Here is a 16,456-nt window from a genome sequence, read left to right as displayed (position 1 = left end):
AAGGGTCTCGCCCTTCGCTCCAATAAACAGTTGTAAAAAATCAATATTCTCCTTTAACACAGCATTTATTTAAAGCAGAACCCCTTACGAAATAACCATTTTTCTTATTTTCTCCCTTGCCCCGGCCCGCCAGCTTTTCACGGCGGAGAGGGATACCTTTTCCTTTTCGGCGATTTCTTGGACGGTTAAAAAGTCTTGAAAGGTATAGAATACCCATTTTTGCTGGTTGGGGGTCAGGGTTTCGCAGTAGGATTGTAAAATCTCCTTTTCCAATAGATGTGACGTCGAGTCATCCACCACTGAATCCCAGTATTCACCCTTCGGATAGATACTTATTTCCTCCTGTTTGTTCATTTTTCTCAATTCCGTCTGAAGGAAGCCTTTGATATAGGTATAGGCGTAGTTGATGAAAGTTCCTTTGGCCGGATCAAACCGATTGCTAGCTTCCCAAAGCGCAATGAGACCGCTCTGAAAAAACTCCTCCTGGTTCTTATAAATGTAAAGAGAATGGATAATTTTATAGATCATCGGTTTATATTGTTTTGCTAATTGTTCAAAGCTTTCCACTTGGAAATCCCTTCAGGAAAGCGCGCTTTTCCATGTATTCCCGGGTACCTCTACCATATCGGGAAAGGTGGATTCGAGCGAACGGAGCTTTTTCACTTTTGGAAGGGGATTTTAGTTAAAAAATTGATTTTCGGGGTTAAAAAAGATGTTTTGGAAGCGTTTTTTGCTGGTTTTATTCATTTTTAATAAGAAATTTGGTTTTTTTTGAGTAGTTAATGAAACTTCTGAAAATTCTGTTGACTTATCCAGAAGTTGTTTTGATATAATAAATAAAAAACATTGTTTCGCCAATGAAACAAACGGGAGATAAGGAGGAAGAAAATGGCGTTCTTACAAGTAGAAGATTTGACGATTCATTATGAAATGGCAGGGCAGGGCCCACCATTACTCATTTTGCATGGTATGGGAAATAACTCGCAATCATGGAAAAAACAATTGAAGGGACTCTCCGAACAATTCACCGTTATTGCGTGGGATGCTCCCGGATATGGTAAAAGTTCCGACCCAAAAGAGGAATTAACTGAATTTAAACAGTTTGCCGATGTATTAAAAGGTTTTATTGAAAACTTACATTATCAGTCTGTTACCCTTCTGGGGCATTCGATGGGATCGGCCATTGCGATTGATTTCTGTTGCCGTTTTCCCCATATGGTGGATGCGCTTATTATCTCAGATGCCACAAGAGGGTCAGCGGCCTTAAGTAAAGAGGAGAATGAACGGAAATTAACCAATCGTTTACATAATATAGATTCATTAACACCAGGTGAATTGGCAAAAATGCGTGTCAAAGAGCTTCTTTCACCAGACCCAAACCCAGAGATATTGAAAGAAGCAGAACGAATCTATTCACAAATAAGGCCGATGGGTTTCCGTTCAGTAGCTTATTCATTATTCCATTTGAATAATATGGATATGCTTTCTTTGATCAATGTTCCAACCCTTGTTATTTGCGGGGAATTGGACAAAGTAACACCAGTAAGTGAATCGAAAGTCTTTCATGAACACATTCAACATTCACAGTTGGTTACCATACCAAATACAGGACATTTATGCTATCAAGAAGACCCGGAAAGCTTTAATTCCATTATCATGAACTTCTTAACATCTAATAAAAGCTTGTCCTTCAATCAATAAAATCTGTCCTTTTCTCATTAAACTCTGATATGATATGAAAAAAAGCAAACAACGAGATGGTGAATAGTAAATGGCGAAAGAAGAAAAAGAGCGTTATAATGCCAATTCCTTGGTAAGAGGATTAGAAATTTTAAAGCTGTTTAGTGAGGAGCGACCGACATTATCGTTGGTAGAAATCGCGAAAGAGCTGGATGTTAGCAGAACGGTTCCCTTCCGGTTATTATATACCCTTCAAACATTAGGATATCTTCACCAGGATGAAAATACGAAACGATATAGTTTAACGCCAAAGGTTTTAGAATTAGGTTTTGCCTTCTTAAGTACATTAAAACTTCCGGAAATTGCGCAGCCCTATTTGGAAAAATTAAGAGATGAAATAGGGGCATCCTGTCATTTATCTATTTTGGATGGTCATGAAGTGGTCTATGTGGGGAGTGCACCGGCAAGAGGTGTCTCGGCCGTAAATGTGAACATCGGGCTAAGGCTGCCGGCACATGCGGTGGCAAATGGAAAAGTCCAGCTCGCTTATCAGCCTCAAGAACGATTAAATCAACTATTATATGGTTCCAACTTAAAACCATTTACGGAGAGAACTCAAACCGATTTTGTTGATTTTCAGGAAGAGTTGGCTTCGATTCGGGAGAAGGGGTTTGCCATCACAAAAGGGGAACTGCATCATGGCATACAATCTGTAGCCGCTCCCATTTTTGATCGAAATGGAACGGTTATGGCTGCGATTAATATGGTCGCAACGGAGACAATTTTTCATAGTGAATATATTGAAAAGATAGCGTTACCAAAAGTACTTGAAACTTCAAGGATTCTATCCGGTTTTATGGGATACCATTCTAAATTTTAAATGAAAAGATGAGGCTTGCGAATGATCGCAAGCTTTTTATTATTATTTTAAAATCCACAAAACGTTTGATATACAAAACGCATTTTATTTTATAAAACAAAATACGCAATAACTGTTGACACAATTTTCTTAAAATTTTAAAATAAACTTAGTAGGAAAACTATGTTTTGTATATAAAACATAAAAGTTTCCTACAAATAATATAAAGGAGGATTGTGTCCATTTAGTCTGTTGATTATTGTATACTAATCTTAAAACTTTTTTTGGAAGCGTGTTCATTCAAAAGGGGGTACTTTGATGTTAAAAGGAAACAAAAGGTGGATTTATATTGCATTACCGATTTTTTTCTTTTGGTTTTTTGGACAAATTGATAAATTAGGCATTTCTATTATTCAAACAGATCCTCAATTCATAAAGGATTTAGGATTAACGGGTGCCGACAGGAATGCAAAAATTGGGATGATCACATTTATTTTTACGATTTCTTATGCCTTATCCAATGTTTTCTGGGGATTTGTCATTGACAGGCTGGGGGCAAGAAAAACCGGGATTCTGGGTCTAATTGTATGGGCCATCACGATGATTGTTGGCGGATTATCTACTTCTTATGAAATGTTTATTATCAGTCGTGTCATCCTCGGTATTGGTGAAGGGATGATGATTCCGATATGCAGTAAATTCATCTCCAACTGGTTTAATAAACGTGAGCTTGGCCGTGCACAATCCTCATGGCTTGCTGGAAATTATTTAGGGCCTGCATGCGGGGCGATTATCTTGACGATCATCATTTCTACCTTCCATTGGCATGCTTCCTTTTTCTTTTTAGCAGGTTTTAATATTTTAATTGTCTTACCAATGTTTATTTTCCTGACCAGAGATACTCCTGAAGAACACCCACGACTTGATAAGCGGGAATTAGCCTATATTCGTCAATCCGATTCCAACGAAAATACGAACAAACAAAGTTTTGCTCAAGACTACCGTTATTGGATTGTTTGGTTCGGCATGCTGGTGGCCTCTTTCTTGTTCTTCGGTATCAGTGTTTGGCTCCCAACTTATTTAGTAGGAGCAAAGGGCTTTTCAAGAGAAGCAATGACTGGAATTACCTCCTTATCATGGCTGTTTGCGCTTGGTTTTGTGTTACTTTGCGGATATTTATCGGATAAGACAAAGCGCCCTAGTTTACTTGCTACGATTCTATTTGTTTTAACGGCATTATTTTTAACAGCTGCTATTCTTTCACCTCAACCCGTTTTGGCCGGTGTTTGCATGGGCTTAGCGATGGGGGCGCAAGGCGGCGTATTCCATTTAAGCAATTTATTTATCGTTAAATTTTCAACTCCTGAAACAGCAGGACGTGCAGCCGGCTTGATGGGCTTTACGAACATCCTTGGCGGTTTTTCAAGCTATATTATGGGCTGGATGGTGGATCTTTCACATGGTGACTTCGGACCTTCAATCGTAATGCTCATCGTTGCTGCTACTCTTGGTTTTGTTGCGTACTTATTTACATTGAAAAAGGAAGCGAAGGATCTCAGGCTTGAAAATTTACCGCCAAATCAGGTAATAGTCTAAATGAGAACCAATGTTAGAAGTTTCATAGAATGTTACGTATATAAAACATATTTTTATATTTAAAATTATCTCAATATTTATAATTGACAATTATAGTGTTGAGATTTAATATTAGGCTATAAAGAAAACAATGTTTTATATATAAAACAATAAAAGGAGTTTTGATAATGTCTCAAGAAAAATTTTCTTTGCCAGAGTTTGAGAAAAAATATGTTGCTAGATTAAAAGATCGTTCATTAGATTGGAATGTATTGAAATTCCAAGAAGAAATCGATCCAACTTATCGCAGGGCACAAATGAGGTATATCGGCCGCGGCGCTACAGCCAACAATGATGCGAATGTGATTGCCGCTGAACACTTTACATTAAGCACAATGGTTTTACCTGCAGGATGCCAGGGACCGCTTCACTTACATGACGATGTGGAAGAAGTTTTCTTTGTGATCAAAGGAAGCATTACAGCACTGATCCAAGAAGAAGGCGAAAGCGAAGTTCATGAAATCGTCTTAAATGAAAGGGATTGCATTAGTTCACCTCCTGGGGTATATCGCGGACTTCGCAATGATGGTGATGAAGAGGCATTAATGCTTGTTATGTTAGGAGCAGTAAAGCCAAATTTACCGACCTATCCAAAAGGAAGTGCGTTAGAAGAACTTCGAATCAATCGTGCTAAAGAAAGAGAAGCCATTATCAAAGGAATTTAATGTTAAAAAATAGGCGGATGTTTCATTTGTAAAACATACTTCTTGATTGTCGTTTAACTTAGGATGGTCCCCTTACGAATACGGGATCATCCTTATCGATTTTATAAAGATAAAAAATGGAGGTGGCAGGATGTTAGGGATCACTCATTTAAGACATATCAGCTTAATCACTCCCGTTCTCCAAGAACAGGCTGATTTTTACGAAAAAATTTGGGGTTTAGATAAAGTTTCGGGGGACGATCATTCCGTTTACTTTCGCGGAGCCGGACCTGAACATCATATATTAAGCCTGCATGCAGGTGAAAAAAGAGGTCTTCACCATATTGCGTTTGGAATGGTGGATAAAAATGCGGTCGACCGGGCAGCAGAAATTCTTGCTACAAAAGGTGTGAAGATTGTTTCACCTCCGGGGTATTTGGATGAGGAAGGCAAGGGGTACGGCCTTCGTTTTCTTGATCCGGAAAATCGCTGTATTGAATTATCCGCATGGGTGGAGATTCATACCTCCATTTGGAATAAGAAAAATGTGGACCCTGTAAAGCTTAATCATGTTGTGATGAATACGAAAGACCTCGATATGATTACTGATTTTTATACAAATATTCTTGGATTTAAGGTGACAGACTGGAGTGAGCATCAAATGTCCTTCCTGCGCTGTAACCGAAAACATCACTCGATTGCCTTCAATCAAGAAAATCATGCCTCTGTTAACCATATTGCCTATGAGGTCGATACGGTTGATGAAGTGATGAGAGGAATCAGCAATGTAAGAAAAGCCGGGTATCAAGAGCTTTGGGGTCCTGGACGCCATGGTCCTGGAAACAATGTATTTTGTTACTTTCAAGACCCTGCTAAGTTTGTGATGGAGTATACCTGTTATTTGGAAACGATTGAAGACGAATCAGAATGGAGAGCGCGTGTTTGGAAGCGTGTCCCGCACTTAATGGACCAATGGGGAATTGCCGGACCGCCAAAACCGGAAGCCCGTGCTGCCATGGGCGGAGAGCCTGATCCTGGCTGGGTTAGCGAAAAGACTTTGGTTTAAAAGGGGTGTCATGATGGAGTTAGGTCTAAAAGATAAGGTAGCGGTCATAATGGGCGGCACATCTGGAGTCGGTTTAAAAACAGCAGAATTGCTTTTACAAGAAGGTGCAAAAGTTGCAGTTTGCGGAAGAAATGTGGAGCGAAAAGAAAAAGCATTTGAACACCTGCTGCAATTTGGGACGGCAGAATCCATTTATACAGCTTCATGTGACGTTACCAATAAAGAGGAAGTAAATGATTTTATTGGCGGAACCGCTTCCTATTTTGGCGGGATCGATATTCTCGTAAATGCTGCAGGACAAAGCGTGATGGGCTATTTCTTTGATGTGACAGATGAGCAGTGGCAGCAGCAAATCCAGCTGAAATATTTTGCGATCATTTACGCTGTCAAAGCGGTCCACCCCTATTTAGTCCAGCGCGGCGGCGGACGAATTATCAATATCAACGCTACTTTAGCGAAAGAACCAGAAAGGCATATGATTGCTACGGCTGCAACGAGAGCCGGTTTATTGAATTTAAGTAAAACACTTTCTCAGGAATTGGCACCAGATAATATCTTAGTCAATTCGGTAAGTTTAGGTCTGATTCGTACCGATCAATGGGAGCGAAGAAGACTGAAAAATGCTCCGGAGATGAAACCAGAAGACTATTATGCGGACTTAGCCAAAAAGAGAAACATTCCTTTAGGAAGAGTAGGGGAAGCAGAAGAAGTAGCGAGTGTGATTTTATTTTTAGCATCCAATAAAGCAAGCTATGTGTCGGGTTCAACGATTGAAACAGCTGGAGCGCTCGGGAAAGCGCTTTAAATACAGAAAAGGCAGGAATTTATGATGAGTGAACAAAAGCAAATGGAATTTACAACAGCTGATGCGGTGGTAAAAGAACTTGTTCGTGCGGGCGTTGAAGTCGCATTTGGAATTGTCAGCATCCACAATATGCCAATCTATGATGCCATTCTTCGAGAGGGCAGCATTCATTTAGTATGTTCCCGCGGTGAAAGCGGTGCCGCCAATATGGCAGATGGCTATGCGCGCGCTACCGGTAAATTGGGGGTTGTGATTACGAGTACAGGAACTGGAGCAGGAAATGCAGCAGGCTCTTTAATTGAAGCATGGGCGGCAGGCGTCCCAGTTCTTCACCTTACCGGCGAGGTTGCTTCTCCCTACTTGGGAACGGGCAGGGGCTATATCCATGAGTGTAAGGATCAATTGTCGATGATGGAAGGTTCCTGTAAGAAAGCAATGCGCTTAAGAAGACCTGAGCAGGCAGCGGCCGTCGTCAGACAAGCTATCCAAGATGCTTTTGCCCATCCTGCAGGACCGGTAACACTTGAAATCCCCATTGATTTTCAATCTGCCATTATCCCTGATTCTTCGATTGAAGAAATGAGAATAACAGCTTCAGCGATTCCTTCCTTACCTGAAGAGGTACTATCCAAAATCAGGAGTGCCCGTAGGCCTGTTATTTGGGCAGGTGGAGGAGTGATTACCTCTGGAGCAGCCAATGAGCTTCAAGAGCTTGCCGAAAAAATGGGTGCGGCCGTCATCACGAGCCAATCCGGAAAAGGAAGTATACCGGAAGATCATCCGCAATGTATCGGACATTTTGCTGCAAATGCATTGACGAAACAATTCCTTAAAGAAGCTGACTTACTAATTAGTGTAGGCGTAAGGTTTAGGGGGAATGAAACCTCTAACTGGAAGGTCACTGTTCCAAACGAACATCTATCCATTGATGCCGATTGGCAGGCGATGAATCGTAACTATGAAGCCTCCATGGGTCTTGTCGGAGATGCGAAACAGATATTGCAAATCATTAATCAAGAACTATCGCAAAACTCGATGGTCCCGAACCATCAGTATCTCGAGGAAATCAAGTCGGTTCGGGAAGAATTACGTTCAGCGTTACGAGCGACGCTTGGACCATATGAACAAATCCTTGATGGAATGCGAAAAGTGTTGCCGCGAAACGCGATTTTGGTGCGCGATGTAACCGTCCAGGCAAATGTTTGGGGCAGCCGATTATTTGAAATTTATGAACCAAGAACATCGATTCATGCTTCTGGCGGCGGGATTGGCCAAGGCTTGCCAACCGCTATTGGCGCACAAATGGGCTTTAAAGATCGGCAGGTTGTGCTGATGGCTGGCGATGGCGGATTTATGGTCAATGTCGGAGAAATGGCCACTGCTGCTCAAGAAAATCTGCCGTTAATCGTCGTTCTATTTGATGATGCCGGTTATGGGGTCTTGCGAAACATTCAAAGCGCTGCCTATGGCCGTCAGGTAGCGGTTGATTTAATGAGTCCTGATTTTGTGTTATTAGCGCAATCCATGGGATTTGAGGCATCCCGAATCGGATCGCCTGAAGAATTTGTGACGGAACTGGAAAAAGCGGTCGATAACCAAAAACCAACGATGATTGTTGTCGATATGGAAGCGGTGGGACCAATGGCAAAACCGTTTGGAGGACCTCCAGGTGCCGCAGACGCATTCAAACCGAAAAAATTGTAGGGAGGCATGAAAATGATATCAACACATCCATTTGTTTCAGGAAAATATCTGATTGCTGGAAAGTGGGTTCAGGCTGAAAAAACGGCGAATGTTATCAATCCTGCAAACCATCATGAAGTGGTCGGTGAGGTTGCGATCTGTTCTAAAAACGAGGCAGAGGAAGCGGTTGGTGCAGCTGTAAAAGCCTATGAAAGCTGGTCACAAAGTGAAATTGAGGACCGGGCGAACCGAATGAAGCTTGCAGCCGATGAGATTAAAGCAATCATTGAAGAGAATGTCACATTGCTAGTTCGCGAGAATGGTAAGGTTTTAGTAGAAGCAAAAAAAGATTTGCTGCGCTGTGTCGATATCATGAAGCAGGGGGCAGAGGAATTACTCGAATGGTGGAGGCCTGAAAGCTTACCCGGTTACCAAAAGGTGCAAATTCGCAGGCGTCCACGCGGGGTTGCCGCCATCATTTCTCCATGGAATTCACCGATGATCCTTACTTTTAAGCGAGTGATTCCAGCCATTTTAGCAGGCAATACGGTGGTCGTTAAGCCGGCAACCAGCTGTCCCTTAACCATCATGACTTTCTTAAAAGTAGTTGCGTCCTATTTTCCAGATGGCGTCATTAATGTGGTAACCGGCTCAGGCCGTGTGATTGGAGATGCGCTTTGTTCGGATCCACGCGTTCGTACCATTGCTTTCGTCGGAAGCACTGAGACTGGAAAGGAAATTATGCGTGCTGCTTCCGGGACCGTAAAGAAACTCTATATGGAGCTTGGCGGCAATGATGCGGCGATTCTTCTTGAAGATGTTCATCTGGATCATGAAGCCATCAAGCGTCTTCGCTTCGGGATCCTTCGCGCTGCAGGGCAGGTATGCTCAGCCATTAAAAGAATCTATGTACATGAATCCAGATTTGAAGAAGTTGTTGAAAAACTTAAGAAGGAATTCAGTCATATCCGTGTGGGGAATGGGATTCAACCGGATGTTGAAATGGGTCCTTTAAATAATCAAGCGCAATACGACTATGTAAATGGTTTGATTGAACGCGCAGCGGAATCAGGAGCAACTGTGATATCCGGTGGTATTCAGTTAGATCCAGATACATGGGAGCAGGGTTATTATATTTTACCGACCATCATTACCGGTGTGGACCAAACAAGTGAAATTGTCCGTGCCGAACAGTTTGGTCCTGTTATTCCCATCCTGCCATTTTCAGAGGTTGATGAAGTCGTCCGCCTCGCCAATGACAGTGAATTTGGCTTACGGGCATCCGTTTGGACAGAGAATGAAGAAATGGCCTTAAATTTAGCTGACCGTTTAGAAGCAGGCGCAGTTTTTCATAATAACCACACCGTATTTCAGGATCTTCATCTGGATTTCCCTGGTCTAAAAGAAAGCGGTCTTTCTCGTGAAACTAGACATTGCGGACTGGAATATTTCGCAGATTCATATGGTTTGGCGAATTAAAGGGGGGCATCAGATGAGAATCGGGTTAATTGGCGGAGGTAATATTGGAAAATTCCTTCTTCAAAGCATCAATATCGATGGACTCCTTCCAGGCGCTAAAATTGTCGGTTTATTTACACGAAATGAACAGTCAGCGAAACAACTTGCCGTTCAATTCGACACAGAAAGCTATTCGGATATTCCATCGCTGATTCATTCAAATGTAGATATATTGATTGAGGCTGCAACAGTCCAAGTGGTAAAAGATATAGCAGAGCTTGTATTAGAAAGTGGTAAGGATCTGGTATTAAGCAGTGTCGGTGCCCTTGCTGATGTAGATTTTTATCATAAACTCGAAAGATTATGCCAAGACTATGGTACGAAAATTTACTTGCCTTCAGGAGCTATTGGCGGTTTGGATGTATTGAAAGCTGCAAAATCGATTGGAGAGCTTGATTCCGTTTCCATCGTTACAAGGAAGCCGCCCCAAGCCTTGCCAGGTGCTCCTGTAGACCGGGAACATGTGATGTTCGAGGGGTCCGCTTCTGATGCCATTGAATTATTCCCAAAAAATATTAATGTCTCCATCATCTTGTCCTTGGCTGGCTTAGGGGCGGAACAAACGAGTGTTAAAATTATTTCTGATCCTTTCGTAAAGAAAAATAACCATATAATAGAAGCAACCGGGTCTTTCGGGAAATTATCCTTGCAAGTGGAAAATAACCCGATGCCGAATAATCCAAAAACAAGCTACCTGGCTGCATTAAGCGTCCTGTCTTCGCTGAAAAATAAGGATGCATCTATTTTAGTAGGATAAATGCTAAACTAAAAGAACCCCAATTGATGAATCAAAATCTATTACATAGGAGGGATAATCAGATGATAAAAACTAACGTGAATTTAGAAAACCTGTCGCAAAAAGAAGCGATTGAATACTTAAAAGAATCTGTGCAACCAGAAATTGGCGCTATTCCTGCCTATCTCTTAGGAGATCCTACTGTTTTTGATATTGAACACAAAAAAGTGTTTTTAAGAACATGGGTGTTCGTTGGTCATGAATCAGAAATCCCGAACAAAAATGATTTTATGACGAGAGATGTTGCCGGCTATTCCGTAATTATTACCAGAGGCGCTGATGGGGAGATTCGCGGTCTTTATAATATGTGTACACATCGCGGCATGAAGCTTTGCCGGGCAGATGCGGGAAATAAGGCTTCCTTTACTTGCCCATATCATGGGTTTAATTTTAAAAACAATGGTGATTGCATAGGTGTGCCGCTACAAAAAGATATTTACGGTGAGGAATTTGAAAAATCGCGCTTAGGGCTTTATAAAATCAGAATTGAATCCTATAAGGGGCTTCTATTTGGAACATGGAATGATGAAGCCGAGCCCTTAGCCGATTTCTTAGGTGATTTTAAATGGTATATCGATATTTTGGCGGGCCGTGCCGAAATGGAAGTATTAGGGCCGCCGCAACGATATGTCATTCACTCCAACTGGAAAATCGGCGCGGATAACTTTGTCGGTGATTCCTATCACACCATGGTTACACACGGTTCTATTGCAAAATTAGGAATGGTCCCGAGTGCTACCTATTCGAAAAAAGGATACCAAATCCACACCGAACATGGACATGGCCTTAATCTTGGCACACCAAATCCGGACTTTGCTTTCCCCGAGGAACTGAGGGAAGAGTACAAGGCGAATTTATCGGATGAGCAATATGATGTTTTGTGCAATTTGAAAAATATGATCGGTAATATTTTTCCGAATCTTTCCTTTCTCATTTCTCATACAAAGGTAAAAGGTCAGTTAATTTCGAATACCTCTATTCGACTTTGGCGACCAGTTGATGTGAATAAAATGGAAGTCATTACTTGGTTCTTAGTGGAGAAAAATGCTTCAGAGGACTGGAAAAGAAGATCACGTGAATCCTTTGTTTTAACCTTCAGCCCTTCAGGAATTTTTGAACAGGATGATACAGAGGTATTCACGGATATTACGGCGGCCGCTTCTGGTGCCATGCCATTAATGAAACAATTAACCTTTAATTATACAATGGGTTTACACAGAGAAACGGTTAAGAATTTTGTTGGTCCAGGTGTTGTCTTTGATGATAAGTTTACGGAAGCGAATCAAAGAAACTTTTATCGTTATTGGCTGGATTTAATGACGAAGTAATGATCATTCTTTAGAGATTGGAGGATTAACGATGAGTTTGGAGAAAATGCTGGCGACCTATGAATTTGAACAATGGCTCTACCAAGAAGCAAAATACCTTGATGATATTGATTTTGACGGATGGTTTAGCATGCTCCACCCGCAAATTTCCTATCAGATGCCGGTAAGGGTCAATAAAGAAGGGGTAGAACGCCCCGATTATTCGTTCGACATGTTTGCCTTTGATGATGACTATGAATTATTGAAAATTCGTGTCGATCGTTTAAAGACCGACTATGCTTGGGCTGAATTACCGCCATCCCGAACAAGAAGATCGGTAAACAATGTGCAGCTTCTTGAGTATATTCCTAATGAAAAAGCGGTAGTAAACAGTTATTTAACACTATACCGCAGCCGAAGCACAGATATTCACCATGATATTATTTCAGGTGAACGCCAGGACGAATTCACATATGCTGATGGGGCATGGAAGCTTTCCAAGCGAGTATTTATTGTCGATCAAACTACAATAAATACAAGGAATCTTGCCGTCTTCGTATAACCGTTACTAGATAACAAGAGAGGTTGGGTCTAATGCCAGAGATCTTACAAGATAAAGTAGTGTTGATTACAGGTGGAGCTTCAGGAATAGGAGAAGCTGTCACACGCCGTTTTATACAAGAAGGAGCAAAAGTGGGCATTATCGGCCGTTCTAAAGAAAAATTAGAGAAAATGAAAGAAGAATTTGGTGAAAATATTCTCACTTATCAGGGAGATGTTAGCAAATACGAAGACAATGAGCAAGCTGTTCAAGCTACTGTTAAGCGCTTTGGAAAGTTAGATGTTTTTATTGCTAATGCTGGCGTCTTCGATGGATTTGCTAAATTTGCTGATGTGACTCCTGATGCGCTTTCCGATGCATATGATTATCTTCTCAATATAAACTTAAAAGGCTCATTTTTCGGCGTGAAAGCAGCTCTTGAAGAACTACAAAAAACAAATGGCAATATTATTTTTTCTGTTTCAGGTGCTAGTTTCTATCCAGATGGCGGCGGCGTTTGGTACACAGCCAGCAAGCACGCTCAAGTCGGACTGATGCGCCAGCTTGCCTTCGAACTCGCACCAAATATTCGCGTAAATGCGGTAGCGCCAGGAGGCACACTGACAGACCTCTCGGTTATTCCACCACTGCATCCATTTGTTAAAATCGTGGATAATGAGACGAAAGCAAGCAGCATTAAAAAGCGAAACCCACTTCAACTCGCCCAGATGCCAGAAGATCACGTTGGGGCGTACCTATTGCTTGCTTCTGATCAGGCGCGAGCCATCACCGGTGAAGTGATTTCCAGTGATGGAGGTTTGGCTGTCCGCGGGCTAGGATAATTTAAGGGGTCTAAATTAAGGGGTCAGTCCCCCGGCGCTTTAAAGCGCCGGGGGACTGACCCCCATTTTTTGTGTAAAAATGGACGCGCTTTTTGCTAGTTGGTATGATTAAGAAAATCAATTAAAGCGAAAGGAGCTAATCCATGATGGAGAGAAAGGCATGTAGTGTGTCCAGAACCATTCAAACTGATCTTGTTTTACCGAATGATACGAACGTTCATCACACCTTATTTGGGGGTGCCCTCATGAGTCGGATTGACCGTGTTGCCGGAATAGCAGCGCTGAAACATTGTAAAAAGTCGGTTGTCACGGCAAGTACGGATTCCGTTGATTTTTTACATCCGATCACCCTTCAGGATGCGGTAACGTTAGAAGCCTTCGTTACTTGGACAGGGAAAAGTTCGATGGAGGTGTTTGTAAACGTGACAGCAGAGAACACGCGAACAGGGGAAATCCGGACGGCGGCGACCTCCTTTTTAACGTTTGTCGCTATAGAGGAAGATGGAAATCCTTCTGATGTGCCTTCTGTTTATCCGGAGTCAGAGGAAGAAAAATATTTGTTTGAAACGGGAGAAGAGCGGGCCCATGTTCGGCAAATGAGAAGGGGGCAGAGCAAACATTTTGCCCACAAGTTCGGACGAAAGAAATAGAAAAAGACACAGTTTTAAAAAGGTAGGCACCTTAAAAGTGCCTACCCTTTTAAAACCTCATCCAGAGATATGATTCTATGTATTAATTCTTCATTTGAGTTTAAAACACCGATTACAATTTGATTATCTTTTGTAATGGTCGCATATCTGAATTGTTCTTCCCCGTTAAGGAATAAAGCGGATGCCTGTTCTGCCTCCATCTTCCCAAAGACACTTTCTGTGTACTCAAGTGGAAGAAAATCATCTAATCTTTCTGTTTGTCCACCCACCCATTTAAAGAGGATATCTTTAATTGCAGCTTGTTCAATCATCGTTAAATTTTCCTTAAATGCCAGCTGATCCACGGATACAGTTTTCACCTTAATCACTCCTCAAATAGTAAGTAAAGTGTATACTTTCAATTTCCTAACATCAACTGCATTACGGTGACAGAATATTTACATTTTTATTTCAAGCAAAAGAAAGACACTCCTGATTTCAAGAATGTCTTTAATTAATTCCCCTTATAAAAGCCCCGCTTAAGTAACTCCATCTCTAAAGAAAAGGTTCTGATTGCTTGGTTCATATTTAATTCCTGTGCAAAGGCATGAACAAGATTTTGCAAGGTTACGGCTAACATCATTTTAATGATGTGGTATACTTCTTCTTCGTTGGTTACGTTTAAATTTTCGGTGTTGATGGAGCTGGCTATTCCTAAATAGCGGCTTTTTACTTTTTCGTCATACATATTCTGGGTAATGGTTTTTTCAATTTTATAATTCATATTTAAAAAGGCATTTTTCAAAAATTGTCGATTTTCCGGTTCTTCCATGAGGAGAAGAATAGATTTAAACCAATCAATAAAGGACTCAATTAAATCTCCATTGTTCATTATGATGATCGAATTGAAACGCTCATAATTTCGTTTGGAATACTCATCTAATAAAAAAAAGAATACATCTTCTTTGTCTTCAAAATATTGATAAAAACTTCCCCTGGGTATTCCGGCGTCTTTAATGATATTTGAAATGGATGCTTCATTTAATGAAACCCTCGAGAATTCCCTCTTGGCAGCACTGATCAATACTTCTTGTTTTTCTTTGGATAAATTTAAAAAGGTTGGTTTCGGCATTGATTTTACTCCCTTTTCCAAACGACATTTTGTCATAGCTACTCATAAATATATGATAATAGACCTATAAATGATTGTCAACGAACGAATGACAGTGTGTCACTTTTTTGTTGACACCTAACGATTCACTGTTTATAATTTATTGCTATAAGTGATATTTCGTATACGAAATGTTTTAGATAGAAAGCTTAGGAAAACAAAGGAAAGGAGATTGGTGATGTTCGTTTTAAATAATGAGATTTTTGAGTCATTCTGGGTGATCCAAAAAGCCATTAGTCGACTGATTAAAGTTGATGCGGATCGATTGGGGATTACCACGGTCCAATTAAGAGTCATATACAAGCTCGCCTCAAACCCCAATATTAGTTTAGGGGAGCTCGCTGAAAAATTAAAAATGACGAGCAGTACCACCAGCAGTGTGATTGAACGCTTAGTCCAAAATGGTTTAGTTGAAAGGGTGATTCCTCCAGAAAACAGGAGGGCTGTCTCCATTCGCCTAACAGAAAAAGGAAAAATGACATTAGATCACTTTCATTCTTCGGATTCGCTATTGATTAAAAAAATAAACGAGGTCCAGGCATTACCGAAGGAGGATATCTCTGAATTACTGCGTCTGCAAAAGCTTGTTTTAAATAAACTATCCATAGAGGAGGAAGCAGGTAAATGAATACAAAAAGATTGGTATTAATGAATATTATTATTTTGCTAGTTTTAGTTGGCGGAGGTTTTGGGAGTTATGCCTATTACAATAAAACGGTCAATTATTTAACGACCGATAATGCCCAAATTGCCGGTCAGCAAGTAACGATTGCCGCAACGGCAAACGGGAAATTAACAGATTGGAAAGGCAATGTTGGGGGCCATTTTTCAAAAGATGCTACTGTAGGAACCATTGCAACCACGGGTGCAGATGGAAAGCCAGTCAATGTGAATGTGACTTTTCCAACTGCTGGAACAATTGTCCAAAATAATGCCGTGCAAGATTCGTTTGTTGCCGCCGGTACTCCGCTTGCCCAAGCGTATGATCTAAATCATTTATGGGTAACCGCAAATATTGAGGAAACAAGTATTGATGAAGTGGCAGTAGGGCAGGATGTCGACATTTATGTGGATGCTTTCCCAAACAGCACATTAAAAGGAAAAGTACAGCAAATCGGCTTAGCCACAACGGGAACGTTCTCGCTCTTACCAAGTTCAAACACAACAGGTAATTACACAAAAGTGACTCAAGTCATTCCTGTAAAAGTATCCATTGATGATAATAAAGGTCTTGCCATTGTCCCTGGTATGAACGTAACCGTAAGAGTTCATAAGTAGGT

Annotated in this window: 18 protein-coding genes; 15 read left to right on the top strand and 3 right to left on the bottom strand. The window is 41.1% G+C overall.

Going from position 1 to position 16,456, the window contains the following annotated elements; translation table 11 throughout:
* Nucleotides 1–84 precede the first annotated feature (84 nt).
* A complete protein-coding gene (locus ACZ5XR_RS24675; RefSeq protein WP_464499113.1) occupies nucleotides 85–567 on the bottom strand; it encodes a sigma-70 family RNA polymerase sigma factor in 483 nt (160 codons plus the stop codon).
* Nucleotides 568–888: 321 nt separating this feature from the next.
* Here ACZ5XR_RS24675 and ACZ5XR_RS24670 point away from each other — a divergent pair, with 321 nt between their 5' ends.
* The 13 genes from ACZ5XR_RS24670 to ACZ5XR_RS24610 all read left to right on the top strand — a co-directional run bounded on the left by ACZ5XR_RS24670 (nucleotide 889) and on the right by ACZ5XR_RS24610 (nucleotide 14,026).
* Entirely contained in the window at nucleotides 889–1,701 is an 813-nt protein-coding gene (locus ACZ5XR_RS24670) for an alpha/beta fold hydrolase (protein ID WP_464499111.1), read from the top strand.
* A 70-nt stretch (nucleotides 1,702–1,771) separates the two neighbouring features.
* A complete protein-coding gene (locus ACZ5XR_RS24665) occupies nucleotides 1,772–2,560 on the top strand; it encodes an IclR family transcriptional regulator (RefSeq protein WP_464499110.1) in 789 nt (262 codons plus the stop codon).
* A gap of 297 nt (nucleotides 2,561–2,857) precedes the next feature.
* Nucleotides 2,858–4,135, top strand: a complete 1,278-nt coding sequence (locus ACZ5XR_RS24660; protein ID WP_464499109.1) for an MFS transporter — start codon at nucleotides 2,858–2,860, stop codon at nucleotides 4,133–4,135.
* A 167-nt stretch (nucleotides 4,136–4,302) separates the two neighbouring features.
* Nucleotides 4,303–4,839, top strand: coding sequence for a cupin domain-containing protein (locus tag ACZ5XR_RS24655; protein ID WP_464499108.1), 537 nt, complete (start codon nucleotides 4,303–4,305; stop codon nucleotides 4,837–4,839).
* A gap of 130 nt (nucleotides 4,840–4,969) precedes the next feature.
* Nucleotides 4,970–5,884, top strand: a complete 915-nt coding sequence (locus ACZ5XR_RS24650) for a VOC family protein (protein ID WP_464499107.1) — start codon at nucleotides 4,970–4,972, stop codon at nucleotides 5,882–5,884.
* 10 nt (nucleotides 5,885–5,894) lie between these two features.
* The gene (locus ACZ5XR_RS24645) at nucleotides 5,895–6,689 is read left to right on the top strand and encodes an SDR family oxidoreductase (protein ID WP_464499106.1); all 795 of its coding nucleotides are present in this window, start codon (nucleotides 5,895–5,897) and stop codon (nucleotides 6,687–6,689) included.
* 24 nt (nucleotides 6,690–6,713) lie between these two features.
* Nucleotides 6,714–8,393, top strand: a complete 1,680-nt coding sequence (locus ACZ5XR_RS24640) for a thiamine pyrophosphate-binding protein (protein WP_464502431.1) — start codon at nucleotides 6,714–6,716, stop codon at nucleotides 8,391–8,393.
* Between the two features lie 12 nt (nucleotides 8,394–8,405).
* Entirely contained in the window at nucleotides 8,406–9,851 is a 1,446-nt protein-coding gene (locus ACZ5XR_RS24635; protein WP_464499105.1) for an aldehyde dehydrogenase family protein, read from the top strand.
* A gap of 13 nt (nucleotides 9,852–9,864) precedes the next feature.
* Nucleotides 9,865–10,647 carry an aspartate dehydrogenase gene (nadX, locus tag ACZ5XR_RS24630; protein ID WP_464499104.1) on the top strand — a complete coding sequence of 261 codons (783 nt, stop codon included), beginning with the start codon at nucleotides 9,865–9,867 and terminating at the stop codon, nucleotides 10,645–10,647.
* Nucleotides 10,648–10,709: 62 nt separating this feature from the next.
* Nucleotides 10,710–12,014 (top strand): aromatic ring-hydroxylating dioxygenase subunit alpha, encoded by a 1,305-nt coding sequence (locus tag ACZ5XR_RS24625; protein WP_464499103.1) that lies wholly within the window; start codon nucleotides 10,710–10,712, stop codon nucleotides 12,012–12,014.
* Nucleotides 12,015–12,045: 31 nt separating this feature from the next.
* The gene (locus tag ACZ5XR_RS24620) at nucleotides 12,046–12,555 is read left to right on the top strand and encodes an aromatic-ring-hydroxylating dioxygenase subunit beta (protein WP_464499102.1); all 510 of its coding nucleotides are present in this window, start codon (nucleotides 12,046–12,048) and stop codon (nucleotides 12,553–12,555) included.
* 32 nt (nucleotides 12,556–12,587) lie between these two features.
* Nucleotides 12,588–13,376 carry an SDR family NAD(P)-dependent oxidoreductase gene (locus ACZ5XR_RS24615; RefSeq protein ID WP_464499101.1) on the top strand — a complete coding sequence of 263 codons (789 nt, stop codon included), beginning with the start codon at nucleotides 12,588–12,590 and terminating at the stop codon, nucleotides 13,374–13,376.
* 146 nt (nucleotides 13,377–13,522) lie between these two features.
* On the top strand, nucleotides 13,523–14,026 hold the full coding sequence (locus ACZ5XR_RS24610) for an acyl-CoA thioesterase (RefSeq protein WP_464502430.1): 504 nt from the start codon (nucleotides 13,523–13,525) through the stop codon (nucleotides 14,024–14,026).
* Nucleotides 14,027–14,067: 41 nt separating this feature from the next.
* On the opposite strand, the gene ACZ5XR_RS24605 is transcribed toward ACZ5XR_RS24610, so the two are convergent.
* Both ACZ5XR_RS24605 and ACZ5XR_RS24600 read right to left on the bottom strand, forming a co-directional pair.
* The gene (locus tag ACZ5XR_RS24605; RefSeq protein ID WP_464499100.1) at nucleotides 14,068–14,385 is read right to left on the bottom strand and encodes a hypothetical protein; all 318 of its coding nucleotides are present in this window, start codon (nucleotides 14,383–14,385) and stop codon (nucleotides 14,068–14,070) included.
* 134 nt (nucleotides 14,386–14,519) lie between these two features.
* Nucleotides 14,520–15,137 (bottom strand): TetR/AcrR family transcriptional regulator, encoded by a 618-nt coding sequence (locus ACZ5XR_RS24600; protein ID WP_464499099.1) that lies wholly within the window; start codon nucleotides 15,135–15,137, stop codon nucleotides 14,520–14,522.
* Nucleotides 15,138–15,354: 217 nt separating this feature from the next.
* Here ACZ5XR_RS24600 and ACZ5XR_RS24595 point away from each other — a divergent pair, with 217 nt between their 5' ends.
* Entirely contained in the window at nucleotides 15,355–15,804 is a 450-nt protein-coding gene (locus ACZ5XR_RS24595; protein ID WP_464499098.1) for a MarR family winged helix-turn-helix transcriptional regulator, read from the top strand.
* Nucleotides 15,801–16,454 (top strand): HlyD family secretion protein, encoded by a 654-nt coding sequence (locus ACZ5XR_RS24590; protein ID WP_464499097.1) that lies wholly within the window; start codon nucleotides 15,801–15,803, stop codon nucleotides 16,452–16,454. Before ACZ5XR_RS24595 ends, ACZ5XR_RS24590 begins: the two co-directional genes overlap by 4 nt.
* Nucleotides 16,455–16,456: the final 2 nt, after the last annotated feature.

This window comes from Neobacillus sp. Fa239 (assembly GCF_055395235.1).
This window is presented reverse-complemented; position numbering and strand designations above follow the sequence as displayed.

Bases quoted from the DNA above. Each gene is read 5' to 3' on its own strand.
- ACZ5XR_RS24665 (WP_464499110.1), top strand. From the start codon at position 1,772: ATGGCGAAAGAAGAAAAAGAGCGTTATAATGCCAATTCCTTGGTAAGA.
- ACZ5XR_RS24640 (WP_464502431.1), top strand. From the start codon at position 6,714: ATGAGTGAACAAAAGCAAATGGAATTTACAACAGCTGATGCGGTGGTA.
- ACZ5XR_RS24590 (WP_464499097.1), top strand. From the start codon at position 15,801: ATGAATACAAAAAGATTGGTATTAATGAATATTATTATTTTGCTAGTT.
- ACZ5XR_RS24620 (WP_464499102.1), top strand. From the start codon at position 12,046: ATGAGTTTGGAGAAAATGCTGGCGACCTATGAATTTGAACAATGGCTC.
- ACZ5XR_RS24615 (WP_464499101.1), top strand. From the start codon at position 12,588: ATGCCAGAGATCTTACAAGATAAAGTAGTGTTGATTACAGGTGGAGCT.
- nadX (WP_464499104.1), top strand. From the start codon at position 9,865: ATGAGAATCGGGTTAATTGGCGGAGGTAATATTGGAAAATTCCTTCTT.
- ACZ5XR_RS24645 (WP_464499106.1), top strand. From the start codon at position 5,895: ATGATGGAGTTAGGTCTAAAAGATAAGGTAGCGGTCATAATGGGCGGC.
- ACZ5XR_RS24650 (WP_464499107.1), top strand. From the start codon at position 4,970: ATGTTAGGGATCACTCATTTAAGACATATCAGCTTAATCACTCCCGTT.
- ACZ5XR_RS24610 (WP_464502430.1), top strand. From the start codon at position 13,523: ATGGAGAGAAAGGCATGTAGTGTGTCCAGAACCATTCAAACTGATCTT.
- ACZ5XR_RS24635 (WP_464499105.1), top strand. From the start codon at position 8,406: ATGATATCAACACATCCATTTGTTTCAGGAAAATATCTGATTGCTGGA.
- ACZ5XR_RS24655 (WP_464499108.1), top strand. From the start codon at position 4,303: ATGTCTCAAGAAAAATTTTCTTTGCCAGAGTTTGAGAAAAAATATGTT.
- ACZ5XR_RS24625 (WP_464499103.1), top strand. From the start codon at position 10,710: ATGATAAAAACTAACGTGAATTTAGAAAACCTGTCGCAAAAAGAAGCG.
- ACZ5XR_RS24595 (WP_464499098.1), top strand. From the start codon at position 15,355: ATGTTCGTTTTAAATAATGAGATTTTTGAGTCATTCTGGGTGATCCAA.
- ACZ5XR_RS24670 (WP_464499111.1), top strand. From the start codon at position 889: ATGGCGTTCTTACAAGTAGAAGATTTGACGATTCATTATGAAATGGCA.
- ACZ5XR_RS24600 (WP_464499099.1), bottom strand. From the start codon at position 15,137: ATGCCGAAACCAACCTTTTTAAATTTATCCAAAGAAAAACAAGAAGTA.
- ACZ5XR_RS24660 (WP_464499109.1), top strand. From the start codon at position 2,858: ATGTTAAAAGGAAACAAAAGGTGGATTTATATTGCATTACCGATTTTT.